This is a genomic window from Oceanisphaera sp. W20_SRM_FM3 (assembly GCF_052119705.1).
In the GTDB taxonomy this organism is placed as follows: Bacteria; Pseudomonadota; Gammaproteobacteria; order Enterobacterales; family Aeromonadaceae; genus Oceanimonas.
The window spans coordinates 90,127-112,772 of sequence record NZ_JBGQOP010000006.1 but is presented as its reverse complement, the minus strand read 5'-3'; the positions used below and the strand labels follow the sequence as shown (position 1 = coordinate 112,772).

Here is a 22,646-nt window from a genome sequence, read left to right as displayed (position 1 = left end):
TTATGATTATTCCTGCCATCGACCTCATTGGCGGTAAAGTGGTGCGTCTGTATCAAGGCGACTACCAGCAAAAAACCCAATACTCGGCCTCGGCCCAAGAACGCTTCGACCTCTATGTCGCCGCCGGTGCCACGCAGCTGCATTTAGTAGACTTAGACGGCGCCAAAGACAGCAGCCAGCGCCAGCTCGAGATCATTAAAGACTTAGTAACCAACACCCCAGTGCCAGTGCAAATTGGTGGCGGCATTCGCACCGAGCAAGACGTGAAAGACTTGCTGGATATCGGCGTGCAACGGGTAGTCATTGGCTCCACGGCGGTGAAAAATCCGGAATTGGTGGTGAGTTGGATCAAGCAATACGGCCCAGAGCGCATCGTGCTGGCGCTAGACATTAACATTACGCCTGAAGGCGAGAAGAAAATTGCCATTGCCGGTTGGCAAGAAGACAGCGGCATCACTATCGAAGCCCTGCTCGAGCATTATCTGCCGGCCGGCCTGTGCCATGTGTTGTGTACCGACATCTCCAAAGACGGCACGCTCACTGGCTCAAACGTCGCCTTATACCGCGAGCTAGCGGCGCGCTACCCCACCATTTTATGGCAGGCCTCTGGCGGCATCGGCAACATCGATGACATTAAGGCGCTGACTAACACTGGCGTGGCCGGGGTTATCTTAGGTCGCTCTTTGCTGGAAGGTAAATTCACCGTAGAAGAGGCAATCGCATGCTGGCAAGACGCATAATTCCCTGTTTAGACGTAAAAGACGGCTTAGTAGTAAAAGGCGTTAAGTTTCGTAACCACGAAATTATCGGTGACATAGTGCCATTGGCCCAACGCTATGCGGCCGAAGGCGCCGATGAATTGGTGTTTTATGACATCACCGCCAGCAGCCAAGACCGTGTGGTCGATAAGAGCTGGGTCAGCCGCGTGGCGGAAGTGATCGACATTCCATTTTGTGTGGCCGGTGGCATTAAATCGGTGGCAGATGCGGCGCAAATTTTAGAGTTTGGCGCCGATAAGATCTCCATCAACTCACCCGCACTCAGCAATCCCGCACTGATCACCGAGCTTGCCAATACCTTTGGCGTACAGTGCATAGTAGTAGGTATCGACTCTTACTATGACGAGACCACTGGTCTCTATCAGGTACACCAGTTTACCGGTGACGAAAGCCGCACTCAGGTCACTAAGTGGAGCACGCTGGACTGGGTGGAAGAAGTGCAGCGCCGCGGTGCCGGTGAAATTGTGCTGAACGTCATGAACCAAGACGGCGTGCGCCAAGGTTACGATCTTGAGCAGCTACAAAAAGTACGCGCCATTTGTAATGTGCCGCTCATTGCCTCAGGCGGCGCCGGTGAAATGGTGCACTTTAAAGACGCCTTCTTACAGGCAGACGTAGACGGCGCGCTGGCCGCATCCGTGTTTCACAAAGGCATCATCAATATCGCTGAGCTGAAGCAGTATTTAAGACAACAAGGAATTCAAACTCGTGACTGATGCTAAGCAAGTATTATCGTTCGACGAAAGCCGCTTTAATGAAAGCCAACTGGATTGGGCTAAGGTAGACGGTTTAATGCCGGTAATAGTGCAAGACCGCCACAGCGGCCGCGTGCTAATGCTGGGCTACATGAACACCGAGGCGCTGGCGCTCACCTTGGCTAGCAAGCAGGTGACCTTTTTTAGTCGCACTAAAAATCGCTTGTGGACCAAGGGCGAAAGCTCCGGCCATTTTTTGCAGTTAGTCGACATCAGCACCGACTGCGATAACGATACCTTGCTGGCAATAGTGGAGCCAATTGGTCCTACTTGTCACTTAGGCCATGTGTCTTGCTTTAATGAGCAAGTCACCCCCAACCTCACCTTCTTGGCCGAATTAGAGCAAGTGATCGCCAGCCGTAAGGGTGCGGATCCTAAGTCCAGCTATACCGCCAGTCTGTACGCCAGTGGTACCAAGCGTATCGCACAAAAGGTCGGTGAAGAAGGCGTAGAAACTGCCCTTGCCGCGACCGTGCACGACAAAGAAGAGTTGGTCAATGAGTCAGCGGATTTACTTTATCACCTGACCGTATTACTGCAGCAAGAAGAGCTACAACTCAGTGATGTTGTCAATAAGCTGCAAGAGCGCCATCGCTAAGCGCTGACGTTAAACCATAAGTTCATGCTTTTTAAAGCCGACTGCGCCCTGCAGTCGGCTTTTTTGTTTACAGAATGCAGGGTTTGTAGTGTGCCCGTCTCTTCGGTGAAGAGGACTTGGGCACGGTTTTGCTTTCTTAAACCATCCTGCTTCGCAGGAGCGGCTAATACATTGCCGGCTACACGATTGTAACTTTCCTCCCTAAAGCATATTTCACTATGACACCATACTGCGCAGCTACTTACATTATGTTCAATACCAACGTATAAGCATTGATATTACTGACTCTTCTCTTGCTCACTTACTGATAAAAATAAACCGATCACAATTAATATTTAGCCTGCTATAAGAGAGGTCTGCCGAGCTAACTGCTTGACATGACTCGTTCGTATGATACATTTTATCGGTATTGATAAGCATTGCTATTATCAACTGTATTCATATCTCTCATTGCCCTTCCAAGGATCTTACTATGTCGAATTCTCGCCGCTGCGCCCTTAAACTCAGCACCTTGGCGCTCTCGACTATGCTGCTCTTTAGCCCACTCAGCGCCTATGCGGATCTGACCATTTATAACGGCCAGCATAAAACTGCCACTCTCGCCCTAATTGATGCTTTTACCGCCAAAACCCATATTAAAGTGCAAAGCCGTCAAGGTGCGAGCAATGAACTCGCCCACCAAATCGTCGAAGAAGGTGCGCGCTCACCGGCAGACATTATCTATACCGAAGAGTCCACCCCTTTGATCATGCTGGCCAATAAAGGCTTGCTGGCGACGATTGATGCCAAGGCACTGCACGATATTCCCGCCGCCTATCGCGATGCTGATGGTCAATGGATCGGCTTGCTCGCGCGCTCGCGAGTGTTGGCGTACAACAAGGCGAAAACCTCGCCCGATCAGCTGCCGACTTCCGTGTACGACCTTACAGATGCCAAGTGGAAAGACCAATTTGCCTTCGTAAAAACCAGCGGCGCCTTTCAAACCCAATTGTCCGCCATGATAAAATTGGATGGTCGTGCAAAAGCCAAAACTTGGCTAGAAGGTTTACAGAAAAATGGCAAAGAATATCGTGATAACAAGGCCGCCATGGCGGCGGTTGAGCGCGGTGATGTGCCCTTTGCCCTGATCAATAACTACTACTGGGACAACATGGCCCGGGAGCAAGGTGCGGACAAGCTACACTCGGCGCTCTATTTTATGGGCACCCATGATTTGGGCGACTTAATCAGCGTATCTGGTGCGGCTATCTTAAAGTCCAGCAAGCACTTAGATGAAGCCCAGCAGTTTATGGCCTTTGCCACCAGCCAAGCCGGCCAACAGATTTTGACTGATAACAGTGCTCAGTATCCACTCAATCCTAAGGTCGATACGCATGGCTTAAAGCCCTTTGCTGAGCTTACGCCGCCAAACGGAACCCTCGATTTAGGCGAATACAGCGACGGCAAAGCCGCCATTGAGCTGCTGCAAGAAGTGGGTTTGCTGTAAGTACACGTTTCAGTATTAGTTAACCGCAAACACAGTTTTCCAGGGACGGAAAATATGTCACGTCAAATGACCAAAGCCGGAGGCGTCTATAATGCCTCCGGCTTTTTTATGACTTTGGCTTAAAAATTATCCTGCTGCGCAGATCCGGCGAACAAGTTGCCGACTACATTACCAACACGTAGCCGGATACGGGGCTTTTCTTTCGTAGGGCCCAATTTATTCGGGCCGATTTGTGTTTAAAAACAATGCTGCTAAACAGGATTCGCGAACAAGTTGCCGGCTACAAAGAACCATTTAACGGCACTAGACGCTGCCCCACCGATGCGTAAGTCGGCCAATCGAGAACCCTTAATGTCTGATCAGTTCATGGTTAAAAAGCGCACCCAAGCGGTCCCTCTTGGCCTAGTGCTGCCGGTTATCTTATTGGTGCTACTGACCAGTCTGCCACTGTTTTATATTCTGCTGCGTGCCCACGAAGCCGGCTGGAGCCAAGCCGTGAGCCTGATTTTTCGCCCGCGAGTCTATCACTTGTTGCTCAATACCCTGCAGCTGCTGGCAATGGTGACGCTGCTTAGCACCTTGATTGGCGTAACGACTGCTTGGCTGATTGAACGCACCGATATCCCTAAGCGTAAGCTGTGGAATGCATTAGTCACCCTGCCCTTCGCAGTGCCGGCTTTTATTAGCAGTTACAGCTGGATTTCCATTTTCCCACAGCTTGAAGGCTTAGGCGGCGCCGTGTTGGTACTCACGCTTTGTAACTATCCTTTACTGCATTTGCCGGTAGCGGCCGCCTTGCGCGGTATGGACTCAGCCTTAGAAGAAACCTCGCATTCTCTTGGCTTTAATCGCACCCAGACCTTTTTTAAGGTGATCTTGCCGCAACTGCGCCCGGCGCTGTTTGGTGGCGCCATCTTAATTGCCTTGCACATGCTGGCGGAATTTGGCGCCTTGGCATTTTTAAATTATGAAACCTTTACCACCGCCATATTCGACCAATATTACGTGGCCTTCGATGGGGCGTCGGCTGCCATGTTAACGTTAGTATTATTGCTGTTGTGTTTAATGGTGATCGGGCTGGAGTTATTACTCAGAGGCAAACGACACTACGCCATTACCCGCCAAGGGACCTCTGGCGAGATCGAAATGCTAAGGCTTGGTTGGCTTAAGCCATTGGCGGTGCTCGGCTTATTGTTACTGGTCGCCTTGGCTGCTGGGGTACCGCTGGGCATTATTGGTTATTGGTTGTTTACCGGCAGCTCGAGTGCATTTCATGGTCAGGCGGTGATCAGTGCCCTCACTACTACCTTAAGTTTTGGTCTGAGTGGCGCTGTTCTCACGAGTGGATTGGCCCTGCCTTTGGTGTTTTTAGCGGTACGCTATCAAGGCCGCCTCTCTACCTTAGCGGAGCGCTTACCCTATTTTATTCACAGTTTGCCGGGCTTGGTTATCGGCCTAACCTTAGTTTTTTTCGCCATTCGCTACGTATTTCCACTGTATCAAACTACGCCCTTATTGCTGATTGGCTACGCTATCTTGTATTTGCCCTTGGCACAATCCACTACCCGTGCCGCCCTCGTTCAAGTGTCCAGCCAACTCGAAGAAGTCGCCCGATCCTTAGGCAAAAATGCGCTGAGCGTGTTTATGCGCATTACCTTACCCTTGATCGCACCGGGCGTAGGCGCAGGCTTAGCCTTGGTGTTTTTACAAATCATGAAAGAGCTGACCGCCACTTTGTTACTGCGCCCTACCGGCGTGGAAACGCTAGCCACTAAGGTATGGGAGCACACATCCAATGCCGAATATGGGGCGTCCGCTCCCTATGCGGCGTTATTAATTGTGATCTCGGGCTTGCCGGTTTATCTGTTAACCATGCGCTCTTTTGGGCGCAACACTCGTCAAGCGTGATCGCGCTGGAAGCCACTTATGCAAAAACTCATGATTAATCAGTTATCAAAATGCTTTGGTGACGTACAAGCCCTGCAAGATATTAGCCTCACGCTTGATGAAGGTAAGATGCTGGCGGTGTTAGGCCCCTCAGGTTGCGGTAAAACCACCTTGCTGCGCGCCATCGCCGGTTTTGAAACACCCGATGTTGGGCGCATTGCCATCAATGGCAACACCGTATTTGATGCCCAAACTAATACCAAGCACATCTGTGTAAAACCAGAGCGAAGAAACATCGGCTATGTGCCCCAGCATGGGGTGTTATTTCCGCACTTAACGGTGGCAAAAAATATCAGTTTTGGCCTCAGTCAATTACAGAAAGCCAATCAAACCGCGCGGGTCAATGAGATGCTGGATCTGGTCGGCATGACCGGCCTCGGCCACCGCATGCCCTTTGAGCTATCCGGCGGCCAACAACAACGTATCGCGCTGGCTAGAGCCTTGGCGCCCTCACCGTCTTTAGTGCTATTAGATGAGCCGTTTTCTGCCTTAGACGCAGGCCTGCGCATCAGCTTACGCGAAGAAGTGAAGAGCACCCTTGAGCACATAGGTGCCACCGCCATTATGGTGACCCACGATCAAGAAGAAGCGCTGTCGATGGCCGATCTGGTGGCCGTGATGCGCCACGGCCACTGTGTGCAAGTGAGTGACCCTGTATCTTTATATAAATATCCGGTGGATCTGCAAGTGGCGCAATTTGTCGGCGAGGCCGTCGTGCTGCCGGCGCGCCTGATTAATGGACAACTGCACAGCCGCCTTGGTACTCATACCTTGGCGCAGGCCTGCAAAACCAACCGTCCTGAGACCCGCATTATGATCCGCCCCGAGCAGTTTGTGCTGTGTAATGGGGATGATGCACAATTTAACGCCTGCGTATTAAACACCATTTATTATGGCCATGACGTGCTAGTGCAGCTTAGCGTGCAAGACCCATCGGGCACGCAACAGATCAAAATGCGCGTGAGTGGCGCCCGCGCCTTTCGCCCAGGTGAATATTTAGACCTGAGAGTAAACGGCGAAGTGATGGCATATCAATAAGCCCTGCGGGCAGTTTTAAGCCGTCAGCAACGCTGCCAGTTAAACAAAAAAAAACCAAACCGGCCCGAATACTCTTTACCTAAGACACGGGCCCTACAACAGACACTCACGGGCTCTGCAAAACTGACCAATGCTTGATATACTTGCCCGCTTTCAGGCCGGCTGCTAGATTACAACACACACTAAAGTATGTTGGCATAAACAATGACTTCTCCAGATATAATAACCACCTTTAGCCCAGCCGCGCGCTTAATGCAGGTGTTTACTGCTCTCGAACAGGCTCTTAACGCGCTTAATAGTTGGCTAACAGAGCAAGCCACTCTTGGGCAGGTTCAGGCGCGCTGCTTTGCCCTGCCCGCCGTGGCCATGGGAGATGAGCATGAGCCGGTCAGCCAAATTCAAGTCAGCCCGCTGTTGGGTGATGAGGCGCTAGCGGCGGCGTTACGCAGCTATCAACAGTGGTTTATTCAGCCTAATCATTCCGCCAAGGCCAGCTTTCGCCTGCCAGGCTATCTGTTATTACCCACGCACCTTAAACCGCAACTCGCGCAACACATTACGCAGATCAATCACCTAAAGAACCAATTTAAGGCCGAGGTGCAAGCTGCAGGCAGCCGTGACCAAAAGTTCGCGCTGGTGCACAACACCTTGCCGGGCTTGATCACCTTGCAAGTGTATCGTCATCTGGTGTTACTGCCTCAAGCGGCGGCGCGCTTAGGCTTTACCTGGGCGAATAAGCAGATTATTCAAAAAATCGATAAAGATGCGTTAGTGGCGCAACTTATGGCCGCGCGCCTTTTGCCACCGCCACTCACAGATCCACAGACATGGCTGCAATGTGTGGATCGGGAAATTTATGATGTGAAACGTCTGCCGGCGAATACAGAGCTGCGCTTGCGCCGGCCGGTTAAAACCCATCCTATGGTGAACGTGCGCTGGCAAGAAGAAATCACCCCCCGCCAGCAACAGGTAAAGGCGCATCTGCCCTTGTTACTTTGCCAAGACGATCCGCCAGCCATCACCGAACTGGCCGATTATCCGCCAGCTCAGGTTCGTGCACGGCGCGCCGCCAGTATTAGCGACCAGCCATTGATCCCTAGGCTTCACATATACCCCTATCAGCCTAAAAAGTAAGGTGACGGGCGTATACCTTTAGTGGCAAGAAAAAGTAATTTTTTTGCAGGCAAGGTCGCAAAATCATTTTGTAATGCTTGCGCAAATGTTATAACTAGGCGTCCCCATTCGGGTTTATTACTTATTGAGGCTATTGCTCACTGAGCAATCGTCTCGTTATCACAAGGATTGAATAACGCTATGTTTGAGAAGGTCACTGCTGCACCCGCCGACCCTATTTTGGGCCTAACCGACATTTTTCGTAACGATCCTCGTGCCCATAAAATCAACTTAGGTGTGGGCATTTATAAAGACGAAGCCGGCCAAACGCCTGTGCTACGCTGCGTCAAAAAAGCCGAAGCCCGTTTAGTTGCCGAGCAAACCACCAAAAATTACCTCAGCATTGAAGGCGTACACGCCTACGCAGACGTTGTGCAAAAGCTGTTGTTTGGTGAAAACGCCACCATTATTAGCGAGCAACGCGCCCGCACCGCCCAATCTCCTGGTGGCACGGGTGCACTGCGCATTGCCGGTGAGTTTATTGCCCGCAAGCTAGACACCAATACGGTGTGGATCTCTAACCCGACTTGGGCCAATCACAGAGCCGTGTTTGAAGCCTCTGGCCTCACCGTTAAAGAGTACGGTTATTATAACGCCGAGACCAAAGACTTAGACTTTGACGGCATGCTGGCCGATCTGGCGCACGCTAAAGCCGGTGATGCGGTATTGCTACACGGTTGCTGCCATAACCCAACCGGTATTGACCCCACTCCTGCCCAGTGGGAGCAGTTGGCAAAACTGTCCGCTGAAAAAGGCTGGTTGCCGTTGTTTGACTTCGCCTACCAAGGTTTTGGCCAAGGCATAGACGAAGATGCCTACGGTTTGCGCGTGTTTGCCGAGCACAATAAAGAGTTGCTGATTGCCAGCTCTTTTTCTAAAAACTTTGGCATGTATAACGAGCGCGTAGGTGCCTTTACTATCGTCGCCGAAAACGCCGACACTGCCAACACCTCCTTTAGCCAAGTTAAAGCGATTATTCGCGCTATCTACTCCAACCCACCGGCCCACGGCGCCAACGTGATTGCCCTGATTGCCGAAGATCCTGCACTGTATGCAGATTGGTTAGCAGAATTGGCCGAGATGCGCGAACGTATCCAAGAAATGCGCACCCTGTTCGTCGAAAAATTGGCGAGCCGGGGTGTAAGCCGAGACTTTAGCTTTATTGCCCGTCAAAACGGCATGTTCTCTTTCTCAGGCTTAACTAAAGACCAAGTGACCCGCTTAAAAGACGAGTTTGCCATTTATATCGTCGGTTCTGGCCGCATTAGCGTAGCCGGCATCACCAAGAACAACATAGATGCCCTGTGCGACGGTATTGCTGCTGTACTGTAAGCGCAGAGTTTTATAAGCGCAGAGCTCTATAAGCAACAAGCCGTAATCGCACAAGCGACATAAATGCATAAAAAAACCCCGCACTGCGGGGTTTTTTATTGGGGTTTTGCCGTTGATTTGTCCCTTGTAGGAGCCAATTTATTCGGCTCGGTTTGGTTTAAAACCCGCCAGATACGATGGGCCCATGAAGTCCTCTTTATCAAAGAGACGGCGGGCTACAAAACATCGATTATTCTGTAGGTTATCAGCTCTGATACTCGTCATTGTTTAATCGCATTACGCAACCAAGCCCGGTTATCTTACTGTCTGCTTTGGCATGATACATGGCGTTATCGGCTCGCGTTAATAAGGCCGCAGCAGTATCACCGTCTTCTGGATATAAGGCGATACCAATGGATGCCGTTACTTGTAATGTATGTTGTCCCCAGCTGAGCGGCTGAGCAATTAACGTGAGTAATGAATCTGCCAGAGAAAAAGCGACACTGTCGTCGGTAATGTCATCCAACAAAATAACAAACTCGTCACCGCCAATACGGGCGCAGCAATCGGTAGCACGAAAACGCGACATTAAGCGCTCGCCTAACGCCACTAACAAAGCATCGCCCGCATCGTGACCGAGAGTATCATTCACCGCCTTAAAACCATTTAGGTCAATAAACAACAGCGCAAAAGATACCACTTGGCGCTGAGCACGATAAATACAGCGCTGTAATTGCTCATTGAGCAAGCTACGATTCGCTAGGCCGGTGAGTGAATCATAGAGGGCCAATTGCTTGATTTGCTCTTGCTGTAGCTGGCGCTCCAAAATCAGCGCCGTCAATTGCCCTATCCGTTGGATCATCATCTGCTCATGGGGGCAAGGGGTACTCTTATAACGCGGAAATACCGTCAACAAATATTCTGAAACCCCGGCGTTAACTTGAATAGGCATTAGCCAGCAACCGGCCATTTTATATTCTTTCGCCAGCGCCAGCCAAGGTTGCCAATGGGCGCTCTTTAGCTGCACATTAAATATCTGTAGCTGGCCGAGATCTAAGCCCGTTCGCAATACGCGCAACAAACGTTCACTTTTTAATTCATATAACTGATCACAAAAACTGTCGGGCAGCCGCCCCCCGTTACGAACCTGTAATTTATTTTGTGCGTCTATTTGCACCACAGCAACGCGGCAAGACTCAAGCTGGCGTTCTAGCGCTAAACAGGCGTGATTGAGTATATTATCCACTTGTTCATTGCCTGCTGCCATTTCTAACATTTCACGCTCTAACCGCAATAATGCATCGGCGCGCTCACGCTCAGTAATATCTTGACCGGTATAAATCAAATAATGCAGGGGATCATCTGTTTCCTTAACTGCTTTGACCGTCCAGCGCACATGGATGGCTTCATCAAAAGAATTAGTCATGCGACAGTTAAAAGAACGCGCTTCACCCGCCAGCTTATGATGGCCAGATAAATGCTTAAAACTTTCTAATCCAAGCAGCATCTTAAAGGGCTGGCCAATTAATTGCTCTTGGCTAAAGCCGGTACTTAGTTCGGCGCTGTGATTCATATCAATAATAAATCCCGCCGAATCGGTCACCACCACAAGCGCACTGATGGTTTCTAGCACAGTATCTATAAACTGCTTTTCTTCGGACTGCGTTTTATGTGCTTGACGCAAGGCTTGCTGCTGATCGCGCAAATGACGCTCGCGGCGCACCGCATTAGTGATGTCGTGCACTTGCATCAAGACCGCCACGTCGCCTTGGCGAATGGAGCGCAACACCAAAGAGTGAAAGATAGGCGTTAATGCCACAGGACTTTGCAAAGGCAGCAATTGACCGTGAAGCTGATAAGACAATACGCGGGATAAACCCAGCTCACACGCACCTTGAATAGACTCGAGCAAAACCCCAGGCAAAGGCTCAGCAAACAGGCTTTCTAAGGTCTGCCCACAGGCTTGCTGCGCCGTAATGCCGCTATAACGTACCAACCACTGGTTCCAGAACAGCACTTTTTGCTGACTGTCGAGCAGCGCAACACCGTTTTCAATATACTCAAGACCAAGAGAGCATAAGTCTGGGCTGCTTGCTGGTTGATGCATCTCAGTCATTAAGCACACTCAGCCAAATAGTTACGCAACGACGCTACAAATACGCCGGCAGATTGCACGTCGATTAAAAAAGCCAAATAACCTTGTAGGTCACGCTTGCGCAAGCTGAATTCAATTTGCACCAACATGATAAAAGAGGTGTTATCTGTCTCATCCGGTAAGGATAAGCGACGTAATAAGTTTGGCGTATCTACATTAAATACGTGGGGCAACTCGGTTTTTATTTCGTGATTCAGTAAATTGGCCAAGGTCGCCAAACAATTATTGAGCAAAATATTGCCGAGCTCGGCTAAGGTTTCTTGCTCTAATTCTGAGATTTCATCGGCGGACATGTCTTCACCGAGAATGGCACGCACTAACTCTAAACTGCGATCTTCAGGAAACAACAAGGCGGCGCGACCTGTCATAAAACCGCTAAAGTCTTGCATCACACCGGCTAATAAATTGGGCAGATAAGCACAAAAGCTGTCACTGGCTTCGTCGGGATGTAAAAATTGCAGCTCAGGCACAGATAACAACACTTCATCTTGTACCATCTGCGACAAAGCATTGGCCGCCCGGCCAATGCCAATATTCATCAGCTCGACCACCACATCGTGTTCGTCTGTGCTTAACAAACGACTCATATCGCAACACCCAAGAAACGCGCTAAGGCATCCAAATTAGCGGGTTTGGCTAAAAACGCCATACCCAAGGCCTCGGCGCGCTCCACTAACGGCTGCTGAATGTTTGCCGTCACCAGTGCCATTTTCATATCAGGGTGGCTTTCGCTAAATTCGGCTGCCAACATCAAGCCATCGCGCCCTGGCATATTAAAGTCAATTAAGGCCGCATCCGCTTGGCGGTCTTGCATTAATGCTTGAGCTTCATCGGCAGAGGCGGCTTGTAATATTTCAAACTCGCGCGGCAAGCTACTTATTTGACGCATTAGGCTGAGGCGCGCTACACGGCTGTCATCGACCAAGAGCAGAGTTTGAATGTTGGCATCAGTCATAAATGAGTTCCAAATAATAAATTCTAAATGATGGGCTCCAAATGGGAGCGCTTTTGGCAAAGTAGTATAAAGAAAAACCTGACTTTTTGCATGGATAGCTTTGATTAGTTAGTCAAAATTACGACTTGGACACATATGCGTTGCTTTAATACGCAGCCGCTCCCCTAACACAGCTTATTTGCTGAGCATCTTTGCTGGTGAGTGGCGTAAATCTGTCGTAGTATCAAGCACTCACCTGCAAATTTATGATACGGAAGTTTCATTGGTCGACTCTGCACAGTCTTCAGCTAGCCAGTATTCGACGCCTAACAAGTCGCTGAACGTTTCTCGACGTAGACTGCGCGTTTGTCATGAATGCGACCTTGTGCTGGCGCTACCGCGCTTAAAAAATGGTGAAAAAGCCGAATGCCCACGCTGCCAACATACCTTAGTGCGCAGACGCACCAATCCTGCGGAGCGCAGTCTGGCGCTGGCGTTGGCCACCTTAGTGACCTTAATACTATCGGTCGCCTTTCCATTTTTAAGCTTTAATATCAATGGCATTGGTAATGGCATAGCACTGACCGACACCGCAGCCGCACTCATAAGTGTGCATTACCCGCTGATTGCGCTGAGCGTGCTGCTCACCGTGATCATACTGCCCGGCTTATACCTGTGCAGCTTGCTGTGGTTATGTGTGGGCATGACACAAAACAAGTTGCTGCCCCGCAGCCAGCGCATCGCACGCACCTTGGGCTACATAACACCTTGGATGATGGCAGACGTGTTCGTCATTGGCACCTTAGTTAGCTTGATCAAGATAATCGGCATCGCTGATATTGAACTGGGCCTGTCGTTTTGGACCTTTTGTGCCTACGCCCTCTTGTTGTTACTCACCACCCAATCGGTAGACCGCGACTGGCTCTGGCAGCAGCTAGACCCAGAGCCCAAGGCGCCTTCTCAGGTACAACTCGGTTATTCGGCATCCTTACAAGGCTTAGCTGGCTGTCACATCTGTGGTTTAGTTAATCGCGTGTCGGCGAGTCCAGCGGCGGAGGCAAAACCGGTTAAGCCGAGTTGCGGGCGTTGTGGCGAGCCCTTGCATCTTTATCAGGGTGTGAATAATCAGGCGAGTTTAGCGCTGTTATTCGCCGCTATGGTGATGTATCTACCCGCCAACCTTTATCCTATTATGACCACTACCTCTTTAGGGGATGTTCAAGCCTCAACCATTATTGGCGGTGTGCTGTTATTTTTTAAAACGGGCGACTGGCCCATCGCCCTGATTATTTTAACGGCCAGCGTTATCGTGCCAGTTTGTAAGATGCTGGCGCTATTATGGCTCTGTTATATCGTGCGCCAACCCAAGTCGGTGCTTAGCCCTTTAAATCGTATCCGCCTGTATCGGATTACCGAGTTCATCGGTCGCTGGTCCATGGTGGATGTATTTGTGGTGGCCATTTTGGTGGCCTTGATCCGCAATGGGTCTGTGATGTCGGTGGAGCCAGGTGCCGCAGCACTGTCGTTTACCGTGGTCGTGATCCTCACCATGCTGGCCGCCATTTTATTTGATCCGCGCAGCATCTGGTTACACACAGCCCCCAAGCAGACCCATACCTCGGCGCCGCTAATACCCGAATCCGCTATTTCAACCACTGCTATTTCAACAACCCCTATTTCATCTACCAGCAAGGAATCACCCCATGTCTGAACCGCAGCGCGCTAAGCGTCGGCTCCAGCGCTCATTATCACCGGTATGGATAGTGCCCATAGTCGCCGTGCTGATTGGCGCTTGGATGATTTACGATAACCTGAGCCGCCTAGGGCCTTCTATTACTTTGATCATGGATAATGCCGAAGGCATAGAAGCAGGAAAAACGCTGATCAAGACCCGTAATGTTGAAGTGGGCAAAGTCGAAAAAGTTAGCTTATCCGACGATTTAAGCCACGCCGAAATAGTGGCACGCATGACTCCACAAGCCAGCAAGATGCTGAATCAAGACACCCAATTCTGGGTAGTAAAACCCCGTATCGGTCGTGAAGGCGTCAGTGGTTTAGGCACAGTGTTGTCTGGCGCCTTTATTCAGCTCTTGCCCGGTAACAGCGAAGTAGAGCTTGAAACGTTTCAAGTATTAAACCAACCACCGGTCGCGCCCCCAGATGCGGCCGGATTACGCATTAATCTCACCAGCCAAATCGGTAATTCGGTGTCTACTGGCGATCCGGTGAGCTATCAAGGCTTTACCGTAGGTCGCGTGGAAAGCAGTTATTTTGATCCCGACACCCGTGAAATGAGCCATAAACTCTTTATTCAATCGCCTTATGAAGGCTTAGTGACCAGCCACAGCCGTTTTTGGACCAGCTCAGGCTTAGACATACGCCTAGATTCCGAGGGCGTTAAAGTTAACGTGGGTTCATTAGAATCCTTAATTGGCGGCGGTATCACCTTTGGCGTTCCCGCTAACATGCCCAGGGGCCGCCAAGCCAAAGAAGACGCCAATTATGTGCTGTTTAATGATGAAGATAGCGCCAACGAAGGGCATTACAGTAACTACTTAGAATATGTATTACTGGTCGATGATACAGTGCGCGGCTTAAGTCCAAATGCACCGGTGGAATATCGCGGCGTGCGCATTGGCACAGTGATCAGCGTGCCGTGGAACTTTACCGCCCCCCAACCTGACTCTTTAAGCCGCTTTGCCATTCCTATCTTGATCCGTATCGAGCCTGAGCGCTTTGATGATCAAGACACCGAACCAGACATGGCCAGTTGGGCCGAGCGCTTAGATGCCATGTTTGGCCATGGTCTGCGTGCGTCATTAAAAGCGGGCAATCTGCTCACCGGCGCCCTGTTTGTGGATCTCAATTTCTATAAAGATGCGCCACCGTTCCAGCATATGACCTTCGTGGAAAAGCCCGTGTTTCCTAGCACCTCGGGTGGGTTTGCCCAAATTGAACAAAAGGTTTCTAATCTGTTGGATAAGCTGAATAAATTAGACATTGAGCCTATCTTGAGCACGCTCAACACTACCTTGGCCAGCACAGAGCAAACCATGCGCAAGGTTAACGACATCGCCAGCTCAGTCGACAAGTTATTGACGGATCCCGCCACCTCAAAACTGCCGGCCAACGTCAACACCACCATGCGGCAATTGCGCGATACCTTACAAGGCTTCTCGCCTGACTCTCAAGGTTACAACGAATTAACGCAAACCCTGTCGCGGCTCGAAAAACTAATGCGTGATGTACAGCCAGTAGTGCGCACCTTAAATGATCAGCCTAATGCACTTATTTTTAATAAGAAGTTATCCGCCGATCCCCAACCGAGGGCCAAACAATGATAAAAACGCGACTCATCACTCGCCCCCATCTCCTCGCTAAACCACGCCTTTGGGTCGGCCTCATGGCCGGCATTGGCTTAACGTTAGGCGGGTTAACGGGCTGCGCAGGCACAGTAAGCGGCCCCACCACTTATATGCTGCCCACCAATATGACAGCGCCGGCCGCTACACAGCAATTTAGCACTCAGCTCGCCGTTGTAGTGGCACCCGTTCGCATCGCCAATCATTTAGACAATGAAGGCATAGTGATGCAACTGAACGACATTGAGGTGTATCAAGCGCGCGAGCATTTATGGGCCGAAGGCATAGGCCAGCAGCTGCAACAACAGCTGCAACAACGCCTCGCCCTCGCCTTGCCAAATGCGCAAATCATCAGCAAAGGGCAACCGCTTGCCGCCGGATTACCGGTGCGAGAATTGCGCCTCGCAGTACACCGCTTTCAAGGGCAACAAACTGGCGATGCACTGGCCGAGGGCCAATGGCAATTATTAAATGGCAGCGGGCAACTCATAAAGCAGCGCAGCTTTAGCGTAACCGCGCCGTTAGCCGATGATGGCTACCCAGCACTGGTGCGCGCCTTAGGCCAAGCTTGGCAGCAAGAAGCCGACGCACTCGCGAAAGAGCTAAGCCTAAGCGTGCGCTAAGGCCAAGCACCAAGCAAAAGGCCCACAGCAACATAGTTGCGGTGGGCCTTTTTTTTGTAGTTAGCACTTTTCCCTTGTAGCCAGCCGTCTCTTTGGTAAAGAGGACTTCGCCGGGCCAGCGCAGCTGGCTATTTTTAAACAACACATAAAACCGAGCCGAATAAATTGGCTCCTACAAAACCCCAAAACCAAATGTCCCTTGTAGCCAGCAATTTATTCGCTGGTCCGCGTCAGCGGATGGTAGCTTGAAAAAAAACCAAAACCGTGGCGAAGTTCTCTTCGCCGAAGAGACGGCCACCTACAAAAGAAATCGCACTTGTAGCCCGCAACTTGTTCGCGGGGTCAGCGCGGCTGGATGGTTTTAAGAACAGCACCACACCGCGCTTGCAACTACACTCTCATTTTCAACCCATTATTCAAGGACGAATAATGACCTATCAAGACGCACTCGCAGGCAGAGTTTCTTTGCCACAGCAAATCTATCACATCACGCTATGCACTCATCAACGCCAACCCGTATTTAATTGCTGGGCTACCGGTCGGCTTCGCGTGCAAAGGCTTCTAGGTCTTTTTTATCCATCGTCTGTTCATCCTTCCCGTTAGGGGTCAATGATAAACAGTTACACAGATTTAATTACAGTCTCCCCTTATGGGATGCAGTTTGGTTATAGTTTTTGCTAATGCCTTAAATTATAACCAAATACAAAACCGTGGCGAATAAATTGCCACACTACGAAAACAAGAACACGGCAATTTACAAAAGATACCCCGTAGCCGGCAACTTGTTCGCCGGTTCTGCGCAGCAGAATGGTTTTAAACCAACAACAAAACGTGGCGATCAAGTTGCCACCCTACACAAACTAACTCTGCCATCGCTCCGCGTCAGCCATTAACCTAGCTCCAATACTTTCGCTACGTCTATCACTGGCATAGGCCGGTAATAGTAATACCCCTGCACGGTTAGCGGTCCAAAATTAGCTAATAGATTAAGTTGGTCTTGTTCTTCAACGCCTTCTACTACCAAATTTAATGACAACTCTTGTGCTAGCCGCACAATGGTTTTAAGCAGTAGAAATGCGCGCTCATTCTGACTGGCTTCCACCATAAAGCTGCGATCAATTTTTAGCTCATCCAACGGAAATTGGTGTAAACAGGCCAAAGCAGAATAACCGGTACCAAAATCATCTAATGATATTTTAAAACCCACTGCCCGTAACTGCTCCAGCATGGCCACGCATCTGGCTTTGTCTTGCATCATGGCGGTTTCAGTCACTTCTAACTTAATACACGATGGCGTAATACCCGCTCGTTCAACACAGGCTAATAACCATTGGGCAAAATCAAATTCACTAAATTGTTGGGCACTTAAATTAACGGAGACCACCGGAACTCGTTCATAGCGCTGCCGCCACAAGGCCACTTGCATGCACACTTGCTCTATTACCCAACGGTCTAAACGCACAGATTGACCACTGTTCTCGGCCACCGGAATAAACTCCGCAGGCGACAAAGGCCCTAACTTAGGGTGCTGCCAACGTAACAGCGCTTCTAATGCCATTACTTTGCCATCGGTCGGCCTAACTTGTGGCTGATAGAATAAGCTTAAGCCTTCACCCTGCATGGTATTAATCACATGGTGCAAACTGTGTTCAATTAATAATTCGCGATGGTGTAAATCATGCTGGTGTTGATCAACAAACTGAAAACGATTACGCCCCGCCCGTTTAGCCATGCTGTGCGCATGCTCAGCCGCCTGCAACAAGCCGGCGTTATCAACCGCATCGCGCGGATAAATAGCAATGCCAATACTGGGCTGCAAACTCACCACACTTTTATCTGCCAGCACTATTGGCTGCGCCATTAAGCCTAATAGTTTATCGGCCAACTGCGCCATGGCCGTATCGTGTGCGCGGCTGTGGCGCAAGATGGCAAACATATCACCTTGTAAACGTACCAAGGTGTCGGCTTCATCTACCGCAGCTTGTAAGGTGCGGGCTTGCTGGCGCAAAATGTCATCGCCCCAGGCCAAGCCTAATTGCTCGTTTATCTGCCTAAAGCGGCCAATGTCCACCACCATTAAGCCAATACCAATGCCATTACGCTGAGCCTCGGCCAATGCTTGATCGAGTCGACTGGTCAGTAATTGCCGATTGCCTAATTGGGTAAGCGGGTCATTAAAGGTAAACAGGCTGCGATCATTACGATCTGATTTTAATGCGGTTAAATCATGCCCTATGGCGACTCGGTGTGTAACCTTACCTGTGTCATCGGTTAAGGTATTTATGCTTAACCACTGTAAATACACTTCACCGGTTTTACGACGATTCCACACTTGGCCGTTCCAACTGCCCGTTTCAGCCAACTGCTTCCACATGGCTCGATAAAACTCAGGCGCGTGTCGAGAAGATTGCACCACATTGGGGGTTTTGCCGACCACTTCCTCTGCCGTATACCCAGTAATGTCGGTAAAGGCGGTGTTCACTCGCTCAATGATGCCGTTTGTGTCGGTAATGATCACAGACTCAACAGAGTGATCTAATAAGTGCTGCAGCAATTGGCGTTTAAAATGCAGGCCATGGCTAATGGGAGTTACATTTACCTCAATGCCACTCGTCGACGGTGCGGCTAAAGGCTGTCGATCTTTATCTATTGTTTTAGCACTGTTCATCGTTCAAGCATCCTTACTTGTCATTCTGTTGAGAGCCTAAATACGATATGATGAATGCACCCAAAAAGTAAACGAATTGTATCCAATCTTGTTGCAATTATAGTATGCAGGTCACATTTGAAGCTTTGACCTGTATCAAACCCAACCGCCATTTGTATGAAAAACAGCCAACAAAAAGGGCGCTACTGCGCCCTTGTTATTACACATTACTTTAGTTGAACTGCTCTCGACGGTAAATCACACTGCTGTTACCCTTAGGTTGACCAAAGTTGATTGAGCCTTCATTGGCTTTTCCATCTTCTAACCAAATTGGCACTACTACTCGGTAGGGTATTTGCACCACAATGTTGGGTGCGGCGACATTCAACTTAGTTTCACCCTTAACCATAATAGTATTTAGCGTGTCTGGATTAATGGCCTCTCCCTGCCCTAAACCAAAAATAAGCTTAGAGTTTGGATAAGAATTGCCAGTGAAGTCAATTTGACTCTTCTGTAATACAGTCCAATTATCTCCCTCAAACAACTTCCAGTCGCCTTCATCACCTTCTGCAGAATCCCAGTATTGGATTTTCAATGGCACTGATGCATCGCTATTAACCGTTTGAGAAACTGTTGTTGCGAGCAAGCGGCCGTGCCTCACTTCTTGCTGGCCTAACAACAGACAATTATTACTAACTGGGTTGCAATTGTTATCTTGGTTGGTGGTTCTATCGTCTTGCAGCGGAACAATTTTACCTGCCTCACCCGCATCAAAGTCTAACTTAACATCTAGTACAAAAGGGCCATCTGGCTTGTCTTCATTACGTTTAAATGCCGTCTGAGTATTCCATGTTAAAACACCATCCGCCCATTGTGAATTGGAAACATCTATTGGTGTGTTAAGGCGGTTTTTGGCATCTCTGTTATTTACCAGTGCAGCCAATGAGACTTGCGATTTAATGAAGTCACCGATGTAGTTCTCAACAACTTTACCGCTGGTATTAACGGCTGATAAAGTAAAATTAATATTAAACGGCTGGTCCATATAGCTTTCTTTATTATCACCGCTGTGAGTAGCAATCACCTCGCCTCTTTCTAGCACAAACTGGGCGGGGTAGAAACGACCAAGGGCTGCGCTAGTGCCAGCTTTGATCTGCGTAGCGTCAATACCGTGATAATTACCGTTAGGTGTTGCGGTGATCTCGAATACCCCAACCTCACTGACGCTTTGCCTAACTGTGTTGATACCTTGGTCATGAGTAGCTGTATCAACCTCTTCCGTAGCGTTGTGCCTATAACTTGGTTGTTCAAGCACACCTGCTACCCCTGATTTAGGTGCGATTAAGTTAGCTGACAAGCTAATGTCTTGCACGTAATTCTGTAACACAGGGCCGCTACAAATATCATTATTTTTAAGTGGTAAACCATGCGCCGTTACGGTTAAGTCAAAGGGCTGTCCCGCTGCAACAAAGGGGGCACAACTGGCATTGGCTGCACTACATTCGCCAGCACTTTTCACACACAAGCCTTTAGGGAGTGTAATCAAATTATCGGCACCGATAGCATCATTAATGCTGGCTGCTATCTTGGTCTTTCCCGCTTCAGGGTAACGCAACTGAATGTTAGCTTGACCATTTTCATCGAATTTGACTGTTTTAGTGAGTGGGTTCGACGTATCAGCCGTACTTTGCTTTAGCTCATGTTCTTTGTCGTCAATCGTTAAGAATAAATCAGGCCGATATTCAACATCCTGAGGGTTTTCACTAATAGCCGTGAAGGTTACCTCTTTTTCGACATCTTGATACAATGCTTTGCATTTTTCTTGAGGCGCTAATATTGCAGTCGCCACTGCACCAGCATACACATAATCATCGTTTATCGTGAAGTTAAGCACCTCTCCTTCACCAGAGTATTCAATAGCACAATTATTTTCGCTAAACCCCCTTCCTGCTATTTGGCACAGTGTTGTACTGTAAAGTTTAGCTTGGGGGTTGGAACTAGCAACATCTAACTTGATGCTACCCGAAGCACCTTTTAGATCAAATATTTTAGTGCCGGCAAACGCCATGCCATTTCCGCCACGCCACACCATACTTGGTGATGTGACAAGAGTTGCAGCAATAGATTGGTCATACTTTTCAGCGCAGTTATCATCCGCGTTTACGCAAGCCATTAATTCAACTTTTTGTACACCGCAAGACTGAGCTGTGGCCTCTACAATATCAAAGCGAAAGTGGTCTATTGGAGGAGGAGGAATAATTTTTATATCTGTCGCACAAATAAGAGTATTATCAATTTCATGTATGCTAGTTGAGCTACCTGTTGAGCCGGTGATTGAAAGTAGTAGTTCTTCTGGAACTGACTGTTCTTGAGTTATAGTCTCATCTATTAGAACCGCATATTCTCCATTAAAGTTAACTCTGCGCGATATAGTAACCTGAGCTTGATGAGCGCTTTTAAAATTAATGCGAATTCGATAACGGTGCGGACGATTTGAATTATTACCACTATGAATCGGTGTATCAGCGTCCGTGTAACTAGCCAATAAATCATAGCCTTGTGTACCACTACCGGCACCACGAATCGCGACTGTGTGTTTTTTCCTACTATTTAAACTATTGCCGCCCCCTTCCCGCACAAAGTTACCGTACTCATCAATACCAATGCCTAACCAGCCGCCATTAAAACCATCGATATTATTATTTGCTCTAGAACCATACCCGAGCGGACCACCATAGGAACCAGGTAATACTTTAGCATTCTTATCAGACAATACTAAGGCAATACCATCGGCACCACTGCCATCATAAGCAAAGTGATCGAACTCAATTACAAAGTGATTTTTAGCACTAGGGAAAGCACTGAGGTAGGTAACAGAAGTCGCTTGCTGTGTATCGGCTGTGGTTAAACGAAAACGTTCGTTAATCAGTTTAGGAGTGAAGTTTCCTTTACTACTAGTAACAGCCCAAGTGCCATCCAATCCACTTCGATCAAAATAATCAATAAAACACTGATCCACCAGGCCGCCTTGACCTGCATCATTAATAATGGCTTCATCTTCCATCTCTAGTTTTTGTGCAGTCACTCGACCGTTGATTTTGGTAGTGTCTTGTAAATCTATCACTCCACCAGAATACAAATAACCATCAAATTGTGATTCTTTTTGTATTTTAATGCCGCCTTTTGAATAAAGACTAACCTGACTGCCCAGCTCTTTGGTTGTTTTTGTATTTTGAAAATCAACCGCACTTTCTTTGTTATTATCTTTTACGAAGAAACGCACATCACCATCAACATGAACATTGGCATCTTGAAGTTCAAACGATTTTTTAAAATAAAAATCAATGACCCCATTTTTAGAATTTATAACAAATGACTTATCCTGTAATTTAAAATCTTCTTTTATATATATTTCAACATCACCTAACGCATAGATTGTGAATTTATTTCCACCATTGATGTCACTTTCACTTAACGCATACTTTCCTGCTTCAAGGGTATATGTGCCGTCACTGATATTAGGCCAATTTTTTGTGTTATTTTTGGGCTCGTTGAATATATCCCCATTCAACTGTAACTTTGATACGTTATTTCTGCCTGTTATCTCGCATTTCTCGCCATCGCAAGTACCTTCTAGGTCATCGAAGGAGCAAAAATCAAGTGGCGCAAAGGCCCCATTAATCTGATTACCACTATCATCCATATCCAACTGTTCTTTTTGACAGCTGTGCCCTTGAGCAACAGCAGGAAATAGCTGGTTGTTATCAATTTTAATGGCTTGTGCGGGCTGAATGATTAACAAGACTAATGTCAATGCTGTGAGTATTTTAAACATGAA

The 22,646-nt window shown here is 48.7% G+C and carries 16 protein-coding genes; 11 read left to right on the top strand and 5 right to left on the bottom strand.

What is annotated here, in order from left to right; translation table 11 throughout:
* Positions 1–2 precede the first annotated feature (2 nt).
* The 8 genes from hisA (at position 3) to ACEN2G_RS05290 (ending at position 9,108) form a co-directional block, all read left to right on the top strand.
* The gene (gene hisA / locus ACEN2G_RS05325) at positions 3–740 is read left to right on the top strand and encodes a 1-(5-phosphoribosyl)-5-[(5-phosphoribosylamino)methylideneamino]imidazole-4-carboxamide isomerase (RefSeq protein WP_442020437.1); all 738 of its coding nucleotides are present in this window, start codon (positions 3–5) and stop codon (positions 738–740) included.
* Positions 722–1,495: an imidazole glycerol phosphate synthase subunit HisF gene (hisF, locus tag ACEN2G_RS05320; RefSeq protein ID WP_442020436.1), complete on the top strand. Its 774-nt coding sequence runs from the start codon at positions 722–724 to the stop codon at positions 1,493–1,495. Before hisA ends, hisF begins: the two co-directional genes overlap by 19 nt.
* On the top strand, positions 1,488–2,132 hold the full coding sequence (gene hisIE / locus ACEN2G_RS05315) for a bifunctional phosphoribosyl-AMP cyclohydrolase/phosphoribosyl-ATP diphosphatase HisIE (protein WP_442020435.1): 645 nt from the start codon (positions 1,488–1,490) through the stop codon (positions 2,130–2,132). Before hisF ends, hisIE begins: the two co-directional genes overlap by 8 nt.
* 472 nt (positions 2,133–2,604) lie before the next feature.
* On the top strand, positions 2,605–3,618 hold the full coding sequence (locus ACEN2G_RS05310) for an extracellular solute-binding protein (RefSeq protein ID WP_442020434.1): 1,014 nt from the start codon (positions 2,605–2,607) through the stop codon (positions 3,616–3,618).
* 351 nt (positions 3,619–3,969) lie between these two features.
* Positions 3,970–5,526 carry an ABC transporter permease gene (locus tag ACEN2G_RS05305; protein ID WP_442020433.1) on the top strand — a complete coding sequence of 519 codons (1,557 nt, stop codon included), beginning with the start codon at positions 3,970–3,972 and terminating at the stop codon, positions 5,524–5,526.
* An 18-nt stretch (positions 5,527–5,544) separates the two neighbouring features.
* Entirely contained in the window at positions 5,545–6,603 is a 1,059-nt protein-coding gene (locus ACEN2G_RS05300; protein WP_442020432.1) for an ABC transporter ATP-binding protein, read from the top strand.
* 204 nt (positions 6,604–6,807) lie between these two features.
* Entirely contained in the window at positions 6,808–7,737 is a 930-nt protein-coding gene (locus ACEN2G_RS05295) for a DNA replication terminus site-binding protein (protein ID WP_442020431.1), read from the top strand.
* A 180-nt stretch (positions 7,738–7,917) separates the two neighbouring features.
* Complete coding sequence (locus ACEN2G_RS05290) at positions 7,918–9,108, top strand: amino acid aminotransferase (RefSeq protein WP_442020430.1); 1,191 nt, start codon at positions 7,918–7,920, stop codon at positions 9,106–9,108.
* A 244-nt stretch (positions 9,109–9,352) separates the two neighbouring features.
* Here ACEN2G_RS05290 and ACEN2G_RS05285 read toward each other — a convergent pair whose 3' ends face one another.
* Genes ACEN2G_RS05285 through ACEN2G_RS05275 form a run of 3 tightly spaced genes read right to left on the bottom strand, consistent with a single transcriptional unit; the run spans position 9,353 to position 12,197 of the window.
* Positions 9,353–11,203, bottom strand: coding sequence for a diguanylate cyclase domain-containing protein (locus tag ACEN2G_RS05285; protein ID WP_442020429.1), 1,851 nt, complete (start codon positions 11,201–11,203; stop codon positions 9,353–9,355).
* Complete coding sequence (locus ACEN2G_RS05280) at positions 11,203–11,829, bottom strand: chemotaxis protein CheC (RefSeq protein ID WP_442020428.1); 627 nt, start codon at positions 11,827–11,829, stop codon at positions 11,203–11,205. Before ACEN2G_RS05280 ends, ACEN2G_RS05285 begins: the two co-directional genes overlap by 1 nt.
* Positions 11,826–12,197, bottom strand: a complete 372-nt coding sequence (locus ACEN2G_RS05275; protein ID WP_442020427.1) for a response regulator transcription factor — start codon at positions 12,195–12,197, stop codon at positions 11,826–11,828. Before ACEN2G_RS05275 ends, ACEN2G_RS05280 begins: the two co-directional genes overlap by 4 nt.
* A gap of 262 nt (positions 12,198–12,459) precedes the next feature.
* Between ACEN2G_RS05275 and ACEN2G_RS05270 the strand changes: the two genes are divergently transcribed.
* From ACEN2G_RS05270 to ACEN2G_RS05260, 3 genes are read left to right on the top strand one after another with little or no spacing between them, the layout of a single operon-like run.
* On the top strand, positions 12,460–13,887 hold the full coding sequence (locus tag ACEN2G_RS05270) for a PqiA/YebS family transporter subunit (protein WP_442020426.1): 1,428 nt from the start codon (positions 12,460–12,462) through the stop codon (positions 13,885–13,887).
* On the top strand, positions 13,880–15,517 hold the full coding sequence (gene pqiB / locus ACEN2G_RS05265; protein ID WP_442020425.1) for an intermembrane transport protein PqiB: 1,638 nt from the start codon (positions 13,880–13,882) through the stop codon (positions 15,515–15,517). The genes ACEN2G_RS05270 and pqiB overlap by 8 nt, the downstream gene beginning before the upstream one ends.
* Positions 15,514–16,161, top strand: coding sequence for a PqiC family protein (locus ACEN2G_RS05260; RefSeq protein ID WP_442020424.1), 648 nt, complete (start codon positions 15,514–15,516; stop codon positions 16,159–16,161). The genes pqiB and ACEN2G_RS05260 overlap by 4 nt, the downstream gene beginning before the upstream one ends.
* 889 nt (positions 16,162–17,050) lie before the next feature.
* Here ACEN2G_RS05260 and ACEN2G_RS05255 read toward each other — a convergent pair.
* Both ACEN2G_RS05255 and ACEN2G_RS05250 read right to left on the bottom strand, forming a co-directional pair.
* Positions 17,051–18,829 carry a putative bifunctional diguanylate cyclase/phosphodiesterase gene (locus ACEN2G_RS05255; RefSeq protein WP_442020423.1) on the bottom strand — a complete coding sequence of 593 codons (1,779 nt, stop codon included), beginning with the start codon at positions 18,827–18,829 and terminating at the stop codon, positions 17,051–17,053.
* Between the two features lie 211 nt (positions 18,830–19,040).
* Entirely contained in the window at positions 19,041–22,643 is a 3,603-nt protein-coding gene (locus ACEN2G_RS05250) for a DUF6701 domain-containing protein (RefSeq protein ID WP_442020422.1), read from the bottom strand.
* Positions 22,644–22,646: the final 3 nt, after the last annotated feature.